At 72.5% G+C, this 16383-nt stretch carries 13 protein-coding genes, 2 tRNA genes and 1 pseudogene; 12 read left to right on the forward strand and 4 right to left on the reverse strand.

Annotated features, from left to right (window positions below):
- Positions 1 to 49: 49 nt before the first annotated feature.
- Positions 50 to 1996, forward strand: a pseudogene (locus ACFYO8_RS28205) (propionyl-CoA synthetase); the annotation flags it as partial.
- A gap of 55 nt (positions 1997 to 2051) precedes the next feature.
- On the opposite strand, the gene ACFYO8_RS28210 reads toward ACFYO8_RS28205, so the two are convergent.
- Positions 2052 to 4934, reverse strand: coding sequence for an Hsp70 family protein (locus tag ACFYO8_RS28210; RefSeq protein ID WP_354870848.1), 2883 nt, complete (start codon positions 4932 to 4934; stop codon positions 2052 to 2054).
- Positions 4935 to 5062: 128 nt separating this feature from the next.
- On the opposite strand from ACFYO8_RS28210, the gene ACFYO8_RS28215 reads away from it, so the two are divergent.
- From ACFYO8_RS28215 to ACFYO8_RS28230, 4 genes are all read left to right on the forward strand, one after another.
- Positions 5063 to 5710, forward strand: a complete 648-nt coding sequence (locus ACFYO8_RS28215; RefSeq protein ID WP_354870845.1) for an MOSC domain-containing protein — start codon at positions 5063 to 5065, stop codon at positions 5708 to 5710.
- A 29-nt stretch (positions 5711 to 5739) separates the two neighbouring features.
- Positions 5740 to 6771 carry a hypothetical protein gene (locus ACFYO8_RS28220; RefSeq protein WP_354870842.1) on the forward strand — a complete coding sequence of 344 codons (1032 nt, stop codon included), beginning with the start codon at positions 5740 to 5742 and terminating at the stop codon, positions 6769 to 6771.
- 37 nt (positions 6772 to 6808) lie between these two features.
- Positions 6809 to 7234, forward strand: a complete 426-nt coding sequence (locus ACFYO8_RS28225) for a nucleoside deaminase (RefSeq protein ID WP_354870840.1) — start codon at positions 6809 to 6811, stop codon at positions 7232 to 7234.
- 93 nt (positions 7235 to 7327) lie between these two features.
- Positions 7328 to 8098 carry a hypothetical protein gene (locus ACFYO8_RS28230; RefSeq protein WP_354870838.1) on the forward strand — a complete coding sequence of 257 codons (771 nt, stop codon included), beginning with the start codon at positions 7328 to 7330 and terminating at the stop codon, positions 8096 to 8098.
- A gap of 344 nt (positions 8099 to 8442) precedes the next feature.
- Here ACFYO8_RS28230 and ACFYO8_RS28235 read toward each other — a convergent pair.
- Positions 8443 to 8516 (reverse strand) — tRNA-Gly (locus ACFYO8_RS28235).
- Between the two features lie 150 nt (positions 8517 to 8666).
- On the opposite strand from ACFYO8_RS28235, the gene ACFYO8_RS28240 reads away from it, so the two are divergent.
- The 5 genes from ACFYO8_RS28240 to clpX all read left to right on the forward strand — a co-directional run bounded on the left by ACFYO8_RS28240 (position 8667) and on the right by clpX (position 13248).
- A tRNA-Pro gene (locus ACFYO8_RS28240) sits at positions 8667 to 8740 on the forward strand.
- A 147-nt stretch (positions 8741 to 8887) separates the two neighbouring features.
- Complete coding sequence (tig, locus tag ACFYO8_RS28245; RefSeq protein WP_354870835.1) at positions 8888 to 10234, forward strand: trigger factor; 1347 nt, start codon at positions 8888 to 8890, stop codon at positions 10232 to 10234.
- A 175-nt stretch (positions 10235 to 10409) separates the two neighbouring features.
- Positions 10410 to 11051, forward strand: a complete 642-nt coding sequence (locus ACFYO8_RS28250; protein WP_013288035.1) for an ATP-dependent Clp protease proteolytic subunit — start codon at positions 10410 to 10412, stop codon at positions 11049 to 11051.
- A gap of 14 nt (positions 11052 to 11065) precedes the next feature.
- On the forward strand, positions 11066 to 11728 hold the full coding sequence (locus ACFYO8_RS28255; protein ID WP_013288034.1) for an ATP-dependent Clp protease proteolytic subunit: 663 nt from the start codon (positions 11066 to 11068) through the stop codon (positions 11726 to 11728).
- 227 nt (positions 11729 to 11955) lie between these two features.
- Entirely contained in the window at positions 11956 to 13248 is a 1293-nt protein-coding gene (clpX, locus tag ACFYO8_RS28260; protein WP_354870831.1) for an ATP-dependent Clp protease ATP-binding subunit ClpX, read from the forward strand.
- Between the two features lie 23 nt (positions 13249 to 13271).
- On the opposite strand, the gene ACFYO8_RS28265 is transcribed toward clpX, so the two are convergent.
- Positions 13272 to 13895: an XRE family transcriptional regulator gene (locus ACFYO8_RS28265; RefSeq protein WP_354870828.1), complete on the reverse strand. Its 624-nt coding sequence runs from the start codon at positions 13893 to 13895 to the stop codon at positions 13272 to 13274.
- Between the two features lie 41 nt (positions 13896 to 13936).
- Here ACFYO8_RS28265 and ACFYO8_RS28270 point away from each other — a divergent pair, with 41 nt between their 5' ends.
- Complete coding sequence (locus ACFYO8_RS28270; protein ID WP_354870825.1) at positions 13937 to 14770, forward strand: EamA family transporter; 834 nt, start codon at positions 13937 to 13939, stop codon at positions 14768 to 14770.
- A 39-nt stretch (positions 14771 to 14809) separates the two neighbouring features.
- Positions 14810 to 15607, forward strand: a complete 798-nt coding sequence (locus ACFYO8_RS28275; RefSeq protein ID WP_354870823.1) for a carbon-nitrogen hydrolase family protein — start codon at positions 14810 to 14812, stop codon at positions 15605 to 15607.
- A 5-nt stretch (positions 15608 to 15612) separates the two neighbouring features.
- On the opposite strand, the gene ACFYO8_RS28280 is transcribed toward ACFYO8_RS28275, so the two are convergent.
- Positions 15613 to 15834, reverse strand: coding sequence for a hypothetical protein (locus tag ACFYO8_RS28280; RefSeq protein ID WP_354870820.1), 222 nt, complete (start codon positions 15832 to 15834; stop codon positions 15613 to 15615).
- Positions 15835 to 16383: the final 549 nt, after the last annotated feature.

The raw sequence follows: 16383 nt of genomic DNA on the forward strand, positions 1-16383 counted from the left end.
GGCGGACCACCACCCGCCGCCGTGCGCGGCCGTTCGGCGAGCCGGGGCGTGCTTCCGGCGCACCGGATCCGGCCGGCCGTCGTGCCGGCCCGCCGCCGCGGAGCAGGATGGCGACATGGGCGCGTATCGATCAGCGTACGAGCGGAGCATCGCCGACCCGGCCGGCTTCTGGCGGGACGCGGCGAACGACATCGACTGGGTCATCCCGCCGGACCGCATCCTGGACGACTCGGCGGCGCCGCTGTACCGCTGGTTCCCCGACGGGGTGCTGAACACCTGCCACAACGCGCTGGACCGGCACGTCGCCGCCGGCCGGGGCGACCAGCCCGCGCTGATCCACGACAGCCCGGTCACCGGCACTGTCAGCAGCCTCACGTACGCCGAACTGCTCGCCGAGACCGCCCGGTTCGCCGGTGCCCTGCGCCGCCTCGGCGTCGGCCGGGGCGACCGCGTCCTGCTCTACCTGGCGATGGTCCCGGAGGCGGTGGTCGCCATGCTGGCCTGCGCCCGGATCGGCGCGGTGCACTCGGTGGTCTTCGGCGGTTTCGCGGCGCACGAACTGGCCGTCCGGATCGACGACGCGCGGCCGAAGGTGGTGGTGGCCACCTCCTGCGGGATCGAGGCCGACCGGGTGGTGCCGTACCACCCGATCCTGGCCGCCGCGCTCGACGAGGCCACGCACGCGCCGGAGCGCTGCGTGGTGGTGCAGCGCCCACAGGAGCCGGCCCCGCTGGTGCCCGGCCGCGACCTCACCTGGGCCGAGGTGATGGCGGACGCGGAACCGGCGCCGTGCGAGCCGGTGGCCGCGACCGACCCGCTCTACGTCCTCTACACCTCCGGCACCACCGGCCGGCCCAAGGGCGTGGTGCGGGACAACGGCGGGCACGCGGTGGCGCTGCGCTGGTCGATGCGCAACGTCTACGGCATCGAGCCGGGCGAGGTCTTCTGGGCCGCCTCCGACGTGGGCTGGGTGGTCGGCCACTCCTACATCGTGTACGCGCCGCTGCTCACCGGCGCGACCACTGTGCTCTACGAGGGAAAGCCGGTCGGCACCCCCGATGCCGGGGCGTTCTGGCGGGTCGCCGCCGAGCACCGGGTGACCGCCCTGTTCACCGCGCCCACAGCGATCCGGGCGATCCGCCGCCAGGACCCGGAGGGCGGCCACATCTCCCGGTACGACCTGGGCGCGCTGCGTACCCTCTTCCTCGCCGGTGAGCGGCTGGACCCGGACACCTGGGCCTGGGCGGGGGAGCGGCTCGGCGTACCAGTTGTCGACAACTGGTGGCAGACGGAGACCGGCTGGCCGGTGGCGGCCAACCCGCGCGGCCTGGAGCCGCTGCCGATCAAGCCCGGGTCGCCGTCGGTGCCGGTGCCCGGCTACGACGTGCGCGTGGTCGACGGCGCGGGCCGGGACGTGCCGCCGGGCACCGACGGCTCGATAGCGATCCGGCTGCCGCTGCCGCCCGGCTGCCTGCCCACGCTCTGGGGCGACGACGAGCGGTTCGTCCGCTCCTACCTGTCCACGTTCCCCGGCCACTACCTGACCGGCGACGGCGGCCGGTTCGACGAGGACGGCTACCTGTACGTGATGGGCCGCACCGACGACGTCATCAACGTGGCCGGGCACCGGCTGTCCACCGGCGCGATGGAGGAGGTCCTGGCGACGCACCCGGCGGTGGCCGAGTGTGCGGTGATCGGCGTGGCCGACGCGCTCAAGGGGCAGGTGCCCAGCGGGTACGTGGTGCTCAAGGCCGGCGCCGACGTGGACCCGGACGCGCTCACCGCCGAGCTGGTCGCGCTGGTCCGGCAGCGGATCGGCCCGGTGGCCGCGTTCCGCCGGGTGACAGTGGTGCCCGCGCTGCCGAAGACCCGCTCCGGGAAGATCCTGCGGCGCACGATGCGCGGCCTGGTGGAGGGGCGGGACGAGCCGGTGCCGGCGACGATCGACGACCCGGGCGCGCTCGCCGTCTTCCGCGACCTCGGCACCGCGGACTGACCGCCCGTCCGCCCGGTACGCACCGGGCGGCCACAGGGAAGTCGCTCACTTCCGATCAGCCGGCGAACCGGTACAGCCGGAACTCCTTCTCCGCGCCGCACACCAGCATCTCGGCGTTCCACGAGCACGACTCGCTGCGGATCTGCTTCAGCAGCCCCATCTCGACCGGTTTGCCGTCCACCGCCATCCCGGCGAGGACGCGGTCGTCCTCGAAGCTGCTCGGGGCCTCGGAGAAGATCAGCAGGTTGCCGGCGTCCAGCCGGACCGCGGCCCCGTCCCGGTCGCGCAGCACCGCCGTGCCGTCCGGCGCGAACAGCGTCACCGCGTCCGGAGAGGCCCGCCCGGCCAGCACGTGCTCACCGACCGGGGCCAGCGACTCGGCGCGCGGCGCCGCCCACTGCCGGGTTTCCTCACCCTCGGTCGCCGCCACCACGCGGGTGTCGTCGGCGCCGCTGCCGGGCGTCTCCAGCAGGCACACGCGACGCTCGCCGCAGGTGACCAGACCCTTCGCCCGGCCGCCCTGCTCGGGCGCCTCGTACAGCACCGTGGGCGTGCCGAGACCGCCCAGGTCGTAGGCGAGCAGCCGCAGGCCACGCTGGTTCTCCGCCACGTACAGCCGGTCGTCGCGGGCGGCCATCGGATCGTCGAGGCCGGCGACGTTGCCCCGCTCCTTGAGGATCTCCCCGCTGCGCAGGTTTAGGACCCGCACCGAGCGGTCCGCGCCGACCTGCACGAGCCGGTCCGCCTTCCCCGCCCACGGGGCGAGCGGCACACCCTCGGCGTCTGCGGGCCCGTCCAGTGCCGCGCCGGTGCCGACCGGTACCACCTTCGTCCGCGCGTCGCCGTACTCGGTGCGCGGATTGGGCCGCTCCCACCGCTGCCGGCCGTTGTCCAGCCGCAGCCCGACCAGGCGTTCGCCGGTGCGGTCCAGCCGGACGATCGTGTCGGGCCCGACGTACAGCGCGTCGTCGCGGTCGACGTCGGTCCGCCAGCGCTGCTTGCCGGAACCGCCGTCGAGCACCGCGAGCACGCGCGGTCCGCTGCCGGTGTCGTCGCCGAGGACGAGCAGACCTTCGGGCAGCGCCCGGACCCCGGCCCACCGCTGCGCGGTCGCGTCCGTCCGCCTCTCCCAGACCGCCTTGCCGGTCGACGCCTCGACGGCTGTCACGTGGAGATGGCCGTCGGGCAGTGAACGGGCCAGGTAGGCGCGGTCCTCGAGCGTCGCGGTGAACATCTGATCCGGCCGGGTGTCGCCGGCGGCCACCGTCCTCACCAGGTCCGCGGTGTGGAAGTCCAGCGCCGGGTGCCGGTCCCGGAACACCCAGAGCAGCACCGACGCCGCCACGGCGACCACCACGAGGCCCGCGCCGAGCGCGATCCACCGGCCGCGCCGTGGCGGGCCGCCGCCGGGCCGGACGGCGTTCGGCGCGGGGGCGAAGGGCGTTCCGGGTACGCCGGGCTGCCAGCCGCCGCCGGACGGAGGAGCGGACGGCCCGGGTACGCCGTATCCCGCGGCGGGGTGGGGCGGAACCGGACCGTGGGCGGCCGGTGCGCCGTCGTACCTCGTGAAGGGTGTCTGCGGGACGGCGCCGTCGGCGACCAGCGTGCCGTGCGGTCCGGCCGACGCCGCGTCCGGCCCGCCGAGGGGCGCGGTCGGGTTCGCCCTCGTCGCACCGGCGGCGACGGTGGCCGCGCTCGTCGTGCCGAGGGCCGGCGCGTCGCCCGCGGGCGGCGCGGGCCGGGTCGATCCGGGGTGCGTGGGCGCGAGCTGGGCCGGCACGGCGGGCCGGCCGGGCCGGCGGTGCAGCGGCAGGTCGGTGAGCGCGCCCTCGGCGACCGGCATCTCCGGCTGTTCCAGCACCGTCGGCGCGATACCCAGCTCGGCGTGCAGCAGCCGGGCCACGAGCGGCACCCTTGTCGACCCGCCGACCAGGAACAGGCCGCTGAGCTGCTCCGGGCGCAGCCCGGCGGCGGCGGTCACCTCCCGGGTCTCGGTCACCGCCCGGGCGAGCAGCGGCGCGGCCAGGCGTTCGAACTCCTCCCGGGTCAGCGGCACCGCCGCCTCCACCCCCGGTACGGCCACCGGCGCCACCATGGCCCGCGACAGCATCTCCTTGGTGCCGCGCACGTTCTCCCAGAGCTGCTGGCGGTCCCGCCGCTCGGCGGTGGTCGTCGGATCGGTCAGCCGGGCCCACTCGCGCGGATGGTCCGGGCCCACCAGCTCCCCGAGCCGTCCGAGCAAGGCCGCGTCCAGGTCGAGACCGCCGAGGTCGGGGATCCCGCCGGTGGCGATCAGGTGGAAACCGGAGTCGCCCCACGGGTCGGCGCCCTCGTTGCGCAGCACCGCCACGTCGAGCGTGCCGCCGCCGAAGTCGAACACCGCCACCGAACCGCCCACCGGCACCGGGCGGCGCAGCACCTGCGTGAAGTAACGGGCCGCGGCCACCGGCTCGCGCAGCAGGCGGGTGCCGGGCGCGATCGGCCCGGCGAGCGTGTGCTCGGCCGCCGCCGGCCAGCCGGCCAGCTCCAGCGCGTCGTGCAGCACCTGACGGCGGGCCGGCGTCCAGGCCGCCGGGTGCGTGACCACCGCCGGGGGCAGCATCCCGACCGCCGCCACCGCCGCGTCCGCGACCGTGCGCAGCGTCGCGGCCAGCAGCTCCGCCGGCCGGTACGCCCGCCCGCCCAGCTCCACGCTCTCCTCGTCGACCCGGCGCTTCGGGTTCGGCTCGTAGCCGGCCGGGTCGGCCTGGGCCAGGCGTTGCGCGTCCCGCCCGACGTGCAGGTGACCGTCCGCGTCGGCGTACACGCCGGAGGGCAGGATCGGGTGCCCGTCGACCAGCACCGGCCGGGTGCGCCCGTCCGGCCAGCGCAGCACCGCCACGGTGTTCGAGGTGCCGAGGTCCACGCCGAGGGCGAAACCGTCCTGCTGGCCTGACATCCGTGGCTACCTCCACCCGACGAGGGGTTGTCCGGCCCGCATCGTACGCAGCCCACGCTGCCCCGCTGCCCACCCGGCCCGGCGCAATGGGGTGGCCGGTGGGGCCGTGGCCGCATACCGTCGCGGTCATGAAGGTGATCTCCGTCAACGTGGGCCGACCGCAACCGAATCCGTGGAAGGAGACCGGGACCACCGGCATCGACAAGCGACCCGTGGACGGTCGCGTCCCGGTCACCGCGCCCGGCCCCAAGGGCACCGGCGCGGTCGGGCTCGCCGGCGACCGGGTCTACGACCTCGCCCACCACGGCGGCGCCGACCAGGCCGTCTACGCGTACGCCCGGGAGGACCTCGACCACTGGGAGGCCGAGCTGGGCCGCCCGCTCGCCGACGGCAGCTTCGGGGAGAACCTGACCACCAGCGGCCTGGACGTCAACGGCGCGCTGATCGGCGAGCGGTGGCGGATCGGGCCCGACCTGGTGCTGGAGGTCTCCTGCCCGCGCATCCCCTGCGGCACGTTCCAGGGGTGGCTGGGCGAGCAGGGCTGGATCAAGCGGTTCACCGAGGCGGTACGGCCCGGGGCGTACCTGCGGGTGATCACGCCGGGCAGCGTCGGGGCCGGCGACCCGGTCGAGGTCGTGCACCGGCCCGGCCACGACGTGACCGTGGCGCTCGTGTTCCGGGCCATCACGCTGGAGTCGGAGCTGCTGCCCCGGCTGCTGGTGGCCGACGCGCTGCCCGAGGAGGACATGACGCGGATCCGACGCCGCTTGACCTGAACCGCGCTTGAGGCCGGACGATTCCCGGCGTGCTGAACTCCGTTCTCGACGAGGCCTACGAGCGCGTCCGCCACACCGGTCCCGAGCGGGACGGGTGGCTGTCCAACCACGTGCCGATGGCGGCGGAGGCGCTGGTGCGCCACGGCCACGAGCGGGCCGTGCACCGCTGGATCGACACGTACTCCGACAAGCTGGAGGAACGCCCGCGCGGCATCCGGCGCATCGCCGCCGACGAGTGGCGCGACCCGCTCGGCGACCCGGTGCGTACCGGCGACTGGCTCGACCTCTTCGACAGCGAGCTGGCCGGCGACCCGTGGCGGGACGTGCTGGCCCGCTGGTGGCCGCGCCTGCTACCCGGCATCGCCGCCGGGGCCACCCACGGCGTCATCCGGGTCGGCCACGCCGTACGCGCCCTGCTCGACGCCGAGACCGCACCGCGCGTCGCCGAGCTCGGCCAGGGGCTCGCCTACTGGGCCGCCCGCTGGCAGCCGCTCGCTCGGCCCGGCGCCGGGCCGTACCCCGGAACCGACGCCCGGTCCGCGCTCGACGCCGTGCCCCGCGTACCCGATCAGCGGTTCGGCATCCGCTCCCGCCTGGCGCAGTTGGCCGGCCTGGGTCGATGGCCGGCGGTGGCGGCGGCGGTGCCCGGCGACGCAGCCGACGACGTGCCCACCCGGCTCGCGGCGGTCGTCGACGCCGCCGTGCTCCGGCACGGCACGCACGGGTACGCCAGTCCGGTCATGCTCGTGCACGCGGCGACCGCGCCGAACGCCGTCCTGCGTACCCTGCCGGCGCTGTCGCCCGCGCTGTGGCACCCGAGCCTGGCCGCCGCCTGGGCGGCTACCGCAGCCGTCACCGCCGCCTACGCCCCGGCCGGGTCCCGTTCCCTCCCGCCTGCCGGCGGGCCGGAACTCGGCGAGGTCATGGCGCGGGCGCTGGACACCGGGGACGCGCACGCGATCAAATTCACGGACACGGTGAGTGACGCGTACGCCCGCAGCGGCGACCCGGCCCTGCTCGCCGTCGCCGCCCGATCCGTCGAGCAGATCGCCGCCGACTGACGGCCTCGGCTCGGTACCGCCGACACCTGGAGGGCTGATGACACCCGACGACGAGGCGTTCCTGCGCCGAGCCGTGGACCTCGCCGACCGGGCTGGCGCGTCCGGCGAACGCCCGTTCGGGTCGCTGCTCGTCGGCGCCGACGGCACCGTCCTGATCGAGGACCACAACACGGTGGTCTCCGACAACGACGTCACCGCGCATCCTGAGCTGAAGCTCGCCCGCTGGGCCGCCCGGCAGCTCGCCCCCGAGGCCGCAGTCGCCGCCACCATGTACACCAGCTGCCAGCCCTGCCCGATGTGCACGGTCGCGATCGAGGCGTCCGGCCTCGGCCGGGTCGTGTACGCCCTCTCCGCCGAGCAGTTCGATCAGGTCAAGCCGGCCGCTCCGGCACGGCGCCCGGTGCGGTACGACGGGCCGGCGCTGTTCGACGAGGCACGTCGGCCGATCGAGGACCACTACTAGGACGCCGCCGGGCCCGCGTCGGCCCTCGCCACAGGGCGCCGGCGATGGCGCGCGATGGCTACGCTGTGCCGCACTGCGTCAGGGGGTGGGCCGGTGAGGCGTCGGCTGGGGTACGTCGCGATGGTGCTGCTCGGCGCCGTGCTGTTCGGCACGGCCGGCCTGGCCGCCGGGTCCTGGTACGGCGGCCGGGACGCCATGGCGGTCAGCTCCGACACGGCTCGGAGCGCGGCCGGGGAACTGCTTCCCGGTGCCGAGCCGATCGGCTCGATGGACGTGCGCGGCTACCGGTACGGCGTCTTCCTGGCCGCCGACGAGGTCGGCGGGAGCCGGGTCGAGTTTCAGTACGGCGACGACGCCGACTGCGCGCTGTCGGAGCGGATGCGAGGCGCCGCCGAGACGCGCGGATGGCGGGAACTCCGCCGGGTGCCGGGTTCCCCGTGCGACGGCTGGCGCGCCGAGCGGGACGGGCTCACGGCCACGCTCACCCATCGGGCGTACGGGTCGAGGCTGCGCATCGAGCCGTCCGCCCCCGGCGGGTTCGCCGCCGCCACGATCATCGGCACCCTGCTGGGCGCGGTCGGGGGTGCGGCACTGTTCCGGGAGGTGGCGCGGCGTCGTTGGCCCGTCCCCCTGCTCGTCGGCACGCCGGTGATCGTCGCCCTGTTCCCGGGCGCCGCCCTCACCTGGATGGACCTGGCCGCGAACGGGCTCGCCGAGCCGGTGTGGCCCGTCTGGCGGGCGCTCGCTCCCGTGCTGGTGCCGCTCTCGCTCGTGCTCCTTCTGATCGGCGTGGCCGTCCTCGCGAGGCGACGGCGTCCGGCTGTGCCCGCCGCCGAGTCGGTCGCGACCACCGCTGCCGGCTGATCGGTGGCCGGCCGGTCAACCACGTGGGAAACCGGGGCCGGCCTGCCGTTCACGCAGCTCTCGATGAACAACCGCTCACCTTCCTTGCGCAGGGCAGCCCGCTCGGCGTGGTCGCCGAGATGGGGCGCGTCGTCGCCGGTGGGACCGTCGTAGAGCTGGTGGTAGGCGTCAGCGCACTCCTCCTGGTCGCCTACCGGCCCCGAGTTCGTCACCGCATGGTGCTCAACCCCGTAGCGCTTCTCCACGGGCACGGATTGTATCAATCACCCTGAATGCCACGTGGGAAGCCGGGAGTGTGCTCAGCCCAGGATCGGGGATGCGGCCTGGGAGGGGTCGGAGGCCGGTGGAGCGGGCGACGGGAATCGAACCCGCGTAGTCAGTTTGGAAGACTGAAGCTCTACCATTGAGCTACGCCCGCGCGCGCCCCACCATCGTGGGACGCGCCGACAGCGTACCTAATCGTGGCGGACGCCGCGCAGCGCGTACCCCCGGGTGAGCCGCCACACCGCGTACCCCGCGCCCCGGTCACCCGCGCGGGGGGTCGGACGGCATACACTCTTCGTCGCCACGGGGTGTGGCGCAGCTTGGTAGCGCACTCGCTTTGGGAGCGAGGGGCCGTGGGTTCAAATCCCGCCACCCCGACTGTCGTTCGCGACCGGATCATCCCGGGAACCGCCGGTTTTCCGCGCGGTGCCCGGGCCCTGCCGATGCCGTCGGCCGGCTCGCCTACACTCGATGCGCGCAATCACGCCCCAGAACCAACACCCAGATCCGTCAAGGAGTACGCCTGTGAAGAGCACCGTCGAGACTCTGAGCCCGACGCGCGTGCGGCTCGCCATCGAGGTGCCGTTCGTCGAGCTCGAGCCGAGCCTCAAGAAGGCGTACCGGGAGATCGGCCAGCAGGTCCAGGTTCCCGGCTTCCGCCGGGGCAAGGTTCCCAGCGCGGTGATCGACCAGCGGGTGGGCCGGGGAACCGTCCTCAACGAGGCGATCCAGGAGGCGATCCCGCAGAACATCCTCGCCGCGGTCCGGGAGCACGACCTCAAGACGCTGGGCCGTCCCGAGGTCGACATCACCGAGTTCAACGACGGTGACACGCTCAACTTCACCGCCGAGGTGGACGTCCGTCCGGAGATCACCCTGCCGGACCCGGCCACCATCGAGGTGACCGTGGACGAGATCGAGATCGCCGACAGCGAGATCGACGAGCAGATCAACAGCCTGCGCGAGCGGTTCGCCACGCTGAAGACCGTCGAGCGGGCCGCCCAGGAGGGCGACTTCGTGCAGATCGACCTGAACGCCACGGTCGACGGCGAGGAGGTCCCGGGCGGTTCGGCGAGCAACATCTCGCACGAGGTGGGCAGCAAGCAGCTCCTGCCGGGCCTGGACGAGGCGCTGGTCGGCCTGGCCGCCGGCGACAGCACCACCTTCACCACGCAGCTCGTCGGCGGCGACTACGCCGGCCGTGACGCCGACGTGGCGGTGACCGTCCGCACGGTCAAGGAGAAGGAGCTGCCCGAGCTCAACGACGACTTCGCGCAGATGGCCAGCGAGTTCGACACGATCGACGAGCTGCGCGGCGACCTGCGGGAGCGGGTCGCCCGGGGCAAGCAGGTCGAGCAGATCTACGCCGCCCGCGACAAGGCCCTGGAGCAGATGGTGGCCGCCGCCGAGGTGCCGGCGCCCGAGGGCGTCGTCAAGGAGGAGGTCGAGAGCCGCAAGGCCGCGATGGTCGACCAGCTCGAGCGCATCGGCGCCTCCCTGGAGGAATACCTCGCGGCGGAGGAGAAGACCGAGGAGCAGATCGACACGGAGCTGACCGAGGCGGCCACCGACGGCGTCAAGATCCAGCTCCTGCTGGACACCCTGGCCGACGCCGAGGACGTGCAGGTCTCCGACGACGAGTTCGGTCACGAGATCGTGCACCGCGCGCAGCGCGCCGGCATGGCCCCGCAGCAGTACTACGACCAGCTGGTCCGCTCCGGCGCCGCCGCGGCCGTCTTCGGCGACGTCCGCCGGGGCAAGGCGCTCGCCGCGGTGATGGAGAAGATCAAGATCAAGGACTCGGCGGGCAACGAGGTCTCCCTCGACGCTCTGCGGGCCCAGAACGAGGCCGAGCACGACCACCAGCACTGATCATCGGGGGTGTCGGCCGCCGTCCCGCGCTGCGCGCCGGGAGGCGGCCGAAACCCTTTCCGGGGTACGCCGTGCGGGTGACTGCGCTGAGAGCGAACAGTGCCCCGACCGGGAGTACGCCCCCCGGCTGAGCGGTTAGTGTCGGGTAGGACGGTACGGAGAGCGAAGGGCTGCCATGACCGACATGCACATCCCCAAGAAGTCGCTCCGGGTGAACGAGGCCCGCGGTGGCGACTCCATTGGCAACCTCGACGACTCGGTCTACAACCGGTTGCTCAAGGAACGGATCATCTTCCTGGGCAGTGAGGTGAACGACCAGGTGGCCAACCGCATCTGCGCGCAGCTCCTGCTGCTCGCCGCGGAGGACCCGGACCGCGACATCTTCCTCTGGATCAACTCGCCGGGTGGCTCGGTCTACTCCGGCATGGCGATCTACGACACCATGCAGTACATCGACAACGACGTCTCGACCGTGGCGATGGGCATGGCGGCCTCCATGGGCCAGCTCCTGCTCTGTGCGGGCACCAAGGGCAAGCGGTACGCCCTGCCGCACGCGCGGATCATGATGCACCAGCCGTCGGGCGGCCTCGGCGGCACCGCGTCGGACATCGCGATCCAGGCCGAGCAGATGCTCTACACCAAGCGGATGTTCCAGGAGCGGGTCGCGTTCCACACCGGCCAGTCCCAGGCGCAGATCGAGGCGGACTCGGACCGTGACCGTTGGTTCACCGCCCAGGAGGCCATGGACTACGGCTTCATCGACAAGGTGATCATCGGGGCCGCGCAGGTTCCGGATGGCGCCGGGACCCTGAGCTGACCGAGGAGCTGACGATGACCGACCTGAGCCTGCCGCCCCAGTTCGCGGCCGTGCACAACCGCTACGTCCTGCCGTCGTTCGTCGAGCGCACGTCGTACGGGATGAAGGAGTCGAACCCGTACAACAAGCTCTTCGAGGACCGGATCATCTTCCTCGGCGTCCAGGTGGACGACGCGTCGGCGAACGACGTGATGGCCCAGCTGCTGACGCTGGAGGGCACCGACCCGGACCGCGACATCATCATGTACATCAACTCGCCCGGTGGCTCCTTCACCGCCATGACGGCGATCTACGACACCATGCAGTACGTCCGCCCCGACATCCAGACCGTCTGCCTCGGGCAGGCGGCGAGCGCGGCGGCGGTGCTGCTCTCCGCGGGCACGCCGGGTAAGCGGATGGCGCTGCCCAACTCCCGGATCATCATCCACCAGCCGGCCACCGAGGGCGGCTACGGCCAGGGCTCGGACATCGAGATCCAGGCGCGGGAGATCCTGCGGATGCGGACGCAGCTGGAGGACATGCTGTCCCGCCACTGCAACCGCCCGATCGAGCAGGTCCGCAAGGACATCGACCGTGACAAGATCATGACGGCCGAGGAGTCCAAGGAGTACGGGCTGGTCGACACGATTCTGACCAGCCGCAAGAAGGGTCTGCTGGCGTCGCACGCCGCGGGCTGATCAGCGTGTGGTCGGAGGTCGATCGGGGTATCGTTCCCGGTCGACCTCTGACACACCCGTTTTGGGGGTCGGAGAAAACCCGGCCAGCGGGTAACGTCGGGTCTGTACCGCTCCGCTGGTCGGATCGGGTGGGCCCCACAGCATGGTGGGACGACAGGACGGACGGGCGCTCCGGCGCTCGCAGGTCAGGGCCGGCGTTCCGGCCGACGAGTGCAGGGAGAACGTAGGTGGCACGGATCGGTGACGGCGGCGACCTACTGAAATGCTCGTTCTGCGGCAAGTCGCAGAAGCAGGTCAAGAAGCTCATCGCGGGGCCCGGTGTCTACATCTGCGACGAGTGCATCGATCTCTGCAACGAGATCATCGAAGAGGAGCTGGCCGAGTCCGGCGAGGTGAAGTGGGAAGAGCTTCCCAAGCCGATGGAGATCTGCCAGTTCCTCGACAACTACGTCGTCGGTCAGGAGCAGGCCAAGAAGGCGCTCGCCGTAGCGGTCTACAACCACTACAAGCGGATCCAGGCGGAGGCCGCGGGCGCCCCGGGCTCCGGCATCGACGGTGTGGAGCTGGCCAAGTCCAACATCCTGCTGCTCGGCCCGACCGGCTGCGGCAAGACCCACCTGGCGCAGACGCTCGCCCGGATGTTGAACGTCCCGTTCGCGATCGCCGACGCCACCGCGCTCACCGAGGCGGGCTACGTCGGTGAGGACGTCGAGAACATCCTGCTGAAGCTCATCCAGGCCGCCGACTACGACATCAAGCGCGCCGAGACGGGCATCATCTACATCGACGAGGTCGACAAGATCGCTCGCAAGTCGGAGAACCCGTCGATCACCCGGGACGTCTCCGGCGAGGGCGTGCAGCAGGCGCTGCTGAAGATGCTCGAAGGCACTGTGGCAAACGTGCCCCCGCAGGGCGGGCGCAAACACCCGCACCAGGAGTTCATCCAGATCGACACCACGAACGTGCTGTTCATCTGCGGTGGCGCGTTCGCCGGGCTGGATCAGATCATCGAGTCCCGCACCGGCTCCGGCGGCACCGGCTTCGGCGCCCGGCTCCGGTCGGTCTCCGAGCGGTCGACAGACGACATCTTCAGCCAGGTCATGCCGGAGGACATGCTGAAGTTCGGGCTGATCCCCGAGTTCATCGGCCGGCTGCCGGTGATCACCAACGTGCGCAGCCTCGACCGCAGCGCCCTGGTACGCATCCTCACCGAGCCGCGCAACGCGCTGGTCCGGCAGTACCAGCGCCTGTTCGAGCTGGACGGCGTCGAGCTGGAGTTCGAGCCGCCCGCGCTGGAGGCCATCGCCGACCAGGCCATGCTCCGCGGCACCGGCGCCCGTGGCCTGCGGGCGATCTTGGAAGAGGTCCTCCTCTCCGTGATGTACGAGGTGCCGAGCAACCCTGACGCCGCCCGGGTGCTGATCACCCGCGAGGTCGTCCTGGAGAACGTCAACCCGACGATCGTGCCCCGCGAGTTCACCGGCCGACGTCGGCGGGACCGCGAGGAGAAGTCGGCCTGACCGCCGCCGCGACCGCGCCCGGGTCAGCTCGGGCGCGGTCCGCGTGAACGGGTCCGCCGATCCCACTCGCCCGACGGGGTCACCACCACCATCATCAGGCGCACCGGTTCGTCTCCGGCCGTGCGGTAGCCGTGTTCCCGGTCGGCGTGGAACTCGACCGTCTCGCCGGCGCGTACCTCGTGGTCGACGCCGTCGACCGTGACGGTCGCGGCGCCGTCGAGCACGTGCAGGATCTCCCGGGTGCCGTGGGCGTGGTCGGAGGAGCGCAGCTCCTCGCCGGGCTCGATCCGCCACTCCCACAGCTCGACCAGGTCGGGCTCGCCGAGGCCACTGAGCAGGCGGGCGACTCCACCGTTGGGGCCGCGCCACAGCACCGGCGCCTCGTCCGCCGCGCTGACCCGTGCGGTGCTCTGTTCGGCCGGCTCCAACAGCCGGGCGATGCTGACGCCGAACGCGTCGGCGACCCGGCAGAGCGTGCCGATGCTCGGGTTGGTGCGGGCGCCCTCGATCTGCACGAGCATGCCCTTGCTGACGCCGGACCGGCCGGCCAGTTCCTCGAAGGACCAGCCGCGGGCGGCTCGCAACTCGCGTACCTGGCGGGCGACCGCGGAGGTCACCGCGCCCACCCGTCCGCTCGCTTCGGTCATCACACTGTCCTTCACGGTCACTATTGTGGTACGACTTCCGGGTGCTTCCCATTGTCTTCGCCGCCGTCTCGGCGCTCGCCTTCGGCACCGCCGACTTCTGCGGCGGCAAGGCGTCCCAACGAGCCGACCCGATCGCCGTCACCGTCGTGTCGCAGATCCTCAGTCTCCCACTGCTGGTGGTGCTCGCTCTCGTCGTGCCCGGCACCCCGAGCCCGCTGGACCTGGGGTGGGGCCTGCTCGCCGGCATAGCCGGCGCGGGCGGCGTCATACTGCTCTACCGCGCACTGGCCACCGGCGTCATGGCCGTCGTCGCGCCGGTCACCGCGATCACCGCGGCGATCGTGCCGATCGTCGCCGGCTTGGCCCTCGCCCACTCCCCGGGTGCTGTCGCGCTCGGCGGCGCCGCGCTCGCCGTGGTCGCCATCGGGCTCGTCAGCATGGGGGAGCGAGGCGCCGCGCGCCGCGTCTCCGGCCGCGTCCTGACCATGGCCCTCGCCGCGGGGCTGCTCTTCGGAGTTTTCTTCGCGCTGCTCGGCCAGGCCGACGAGCGCGCCGGCATGTGGCCGGTGCTCGCGATACGCGTCAGCTCCGTGACCTTCGGCCTCGCGCTCGCCGCCCGCACCGGTACGCGCCTGCGCATGGGGCGGTGGGTGTTCGGCTGGACAGTGGCCGCCGGCCTGGTCGACTCGGCCGCCAACGCGTTCTTCCTCGCCGCCGCGGGACGGGGCCATCTGAGCGTGGTGTCCGCCATCGCCTCGCTCTACCCGGTGAGCACCGTCCTGCTCGCGTTCGTCGTCGACCGGGAACGGCTGCGGCCCGTGCAACTGGCCGGGCTCGGCTTCGCCGCCGCCGCGCTTGTGCTGTCCAGCGTCTGAGCCCTGTCGTACGCCTGCTTCCGCCCGTACCCTCAGGTCATGCGTGTCGCCGTCTGCCAGCTCAACGCCCGCGACGACCGGGCGGCGAACCTCGCCGCCGCCGAGGCCCTGCTGGTCAGGGCCGCGGCGGCCGGCGCGGACCTCGCCCTCCTTCCGGAGTACGTCGACTACCTCGGTCACGCCGACGGGATGCCACCGGCCGAGCCGGTCGACGGCACGGTGGGGCGGTTCTTCGCCGAGGCCGCTCGGCGGCTGGGCATGTGGGTGATCGCGGGCTCGTTCCACGAGGCCGGTCCGGACCCGGCGCACACCTGGAACACCTCCCTGGTCTTCGACCGCGAGGGCGCGCTCGCAGCCGCATATCGGAAGATCCATCTGTACGACGTGGAGATCCCCGGTCGCGTCTCCTACCGGGAGTCGGCAACCGTCGCACCCGGCGAGAAGCCCGTGGTGGTCGACGTCGAGGGCCTTCGGGTGGGCCTGTCCATCTGTTACGACCTGCGGTTTCCCGAGTTGTACCGCCAGCTCGCGGTCGACGGCGGCGCCGAACTGCTCGTGGTGCCGGCGGCGTTCATGACGCACACCGGGCGGGACCACTGGGAGGTGCTGCTGCGGGCGCGGGCGATCGAGAACCAGTGCTTCGTGGCGGCGGCAGGACAGACCGGTGACCACGACCCGGGCCGGACCTGTTTCGGTCGCAGCATGGTGGTCGACCCGTGGGGGACGGTCCTCAGCCAGGTCGCCGACGGTCCCGGGCTGGCGGTCACCGAGTTGGACCTGGAGCGGCTGCGCACGATCCGCACGGAGCTGCCCAGCCTGGCCAACCGCCGGCTCTGACCCGGTCAGCCGCCCAGGAGCAGGCCCAGCGCGGCGATCCCGGCGATCGCCGCCGCCGTGACCAGCAGGGCGGTGGTCATCCGGGAAGGGCCGCGCCGGGCCAGGCGTCTGACCGACAGCACCAGTACGGCGAGCACGACGGCCCCGATAACCAGTTGCCAGAACGGCAGCAGGAGCCCGAGCAGAGCATCCTCGGCGACGGCTGGGAGCGGGGACGGGTCATCCATGCCGACCACTCTGGCACGGCGCCGCTCCGGGCGACCCCATTCGACCGCGGGTTGCCGCGGAAACCGTCGCGCGCGGCCAATGACGATCATTGATTTGCCTTCCCGGGCGGGTCCGCGTAACTTTCTCTCTGCACGCGGGAGGCCGGGCAAACCGGCCGAGAACGGGCGCCAGGCTGGTGGCGGCGACGCCGACCAGACTGAGATTCGGGCGGTGCACGTAGCTCCGGGACACGGAGTTGCGAACGCGAAGCCGACCGGGTAGAGTTCAAAAGCCGGCAGGGAGCCGGGCGGGTGATCGCGAGAGCGACGCCGGCCGGTCCGCCGAAACCCACGAGAGCAACGACCGCCGGAAACGGCGAGCGTCAGCGTGGGCCTGGTCGAGCCAAGTTGATCACCTCGGACACGAGGTTGACGACGGAAGCAAGACCGAGTAAGTTAGAGAGGTTGCCCCAAGCGGGTGCTCCACGGTGGTGGGGTTTCTGGTTGGTGTGTGGTTGTTCTTTGAGAACTCAACAGGGTGCTTGTAAAGCCAGTGCCAATTGTTTTATA

The organism is Micromonospora sp. NPDC005257, from assembly GCF_042872445.1.
Taxonomy (GTDB): domain Bacteria; phylum Actinomycetota; class Actinomycetes; order Mycobacteriales; family Micromonosporaceae; genus Micromonospora.

Bases quoted from the DNA above. Each gene is read 5' to 3' on its own strand.
- ACFYO8_RS28255 (WP_013288034.1), top strand. From the start codon at position 11,066: ATGACCGACCTGAGCCTGCCGCCCCAGTTCGCGGCCGTGCACAACCGC.
- ACFYO8_RS28280 (WP_354870820.1), bottom strand. From the start codon at position 15,834: ATGGATGACCCGTCCCCGCTCCCAGCCGTCGCCGAGGATGCTCTGCTC.
- ACFYO8_RS28250 (WP_013288035.1), top strand. From the start codon at position 10,410: ATGACCGACATGCACATCCCCAAGAAGTCGCTCCGGGTGAACGAGGCC.
- ACFYO8_RS28210 (WP_354870848.1), bottom strand. From the start codon at position 4,934: ATGTCAGGCCAGCAGGACGGTTTCGCCCTCGGCGTGGACCTCGGCACC.
- ACFYO8_RS28225 (WP_354870840.1), top strand. From the start codon at position 6,809: ATGACACCCGACGACGAGGCGTTCCTGCGCCGAGCCGTGGACCTCGCC.
- ACFYO8_RS28275 (WP_354870823.1), top strand. From the start codon at position 14,810: ATGCGTGTCGCCGTCTGCCAGCTCAACGCCCGCGACGACCGGGCGGCG.
- ACFYO8_RS28215 (WP_354870845.1), top strand. From the start codon at position 5,063: ATGAAGGTGATCTCCGTCAACGTGGGCCGACCGCAACCGAATCCGTGG.
- ACFYO8_RS28265 (WP_354870828.1), bottom strand. From the start codon at position 13,895: ATGACCGAAGCGAGCGGACGGGTGGGCGCGGTGACCTCCGCGGTCGCC.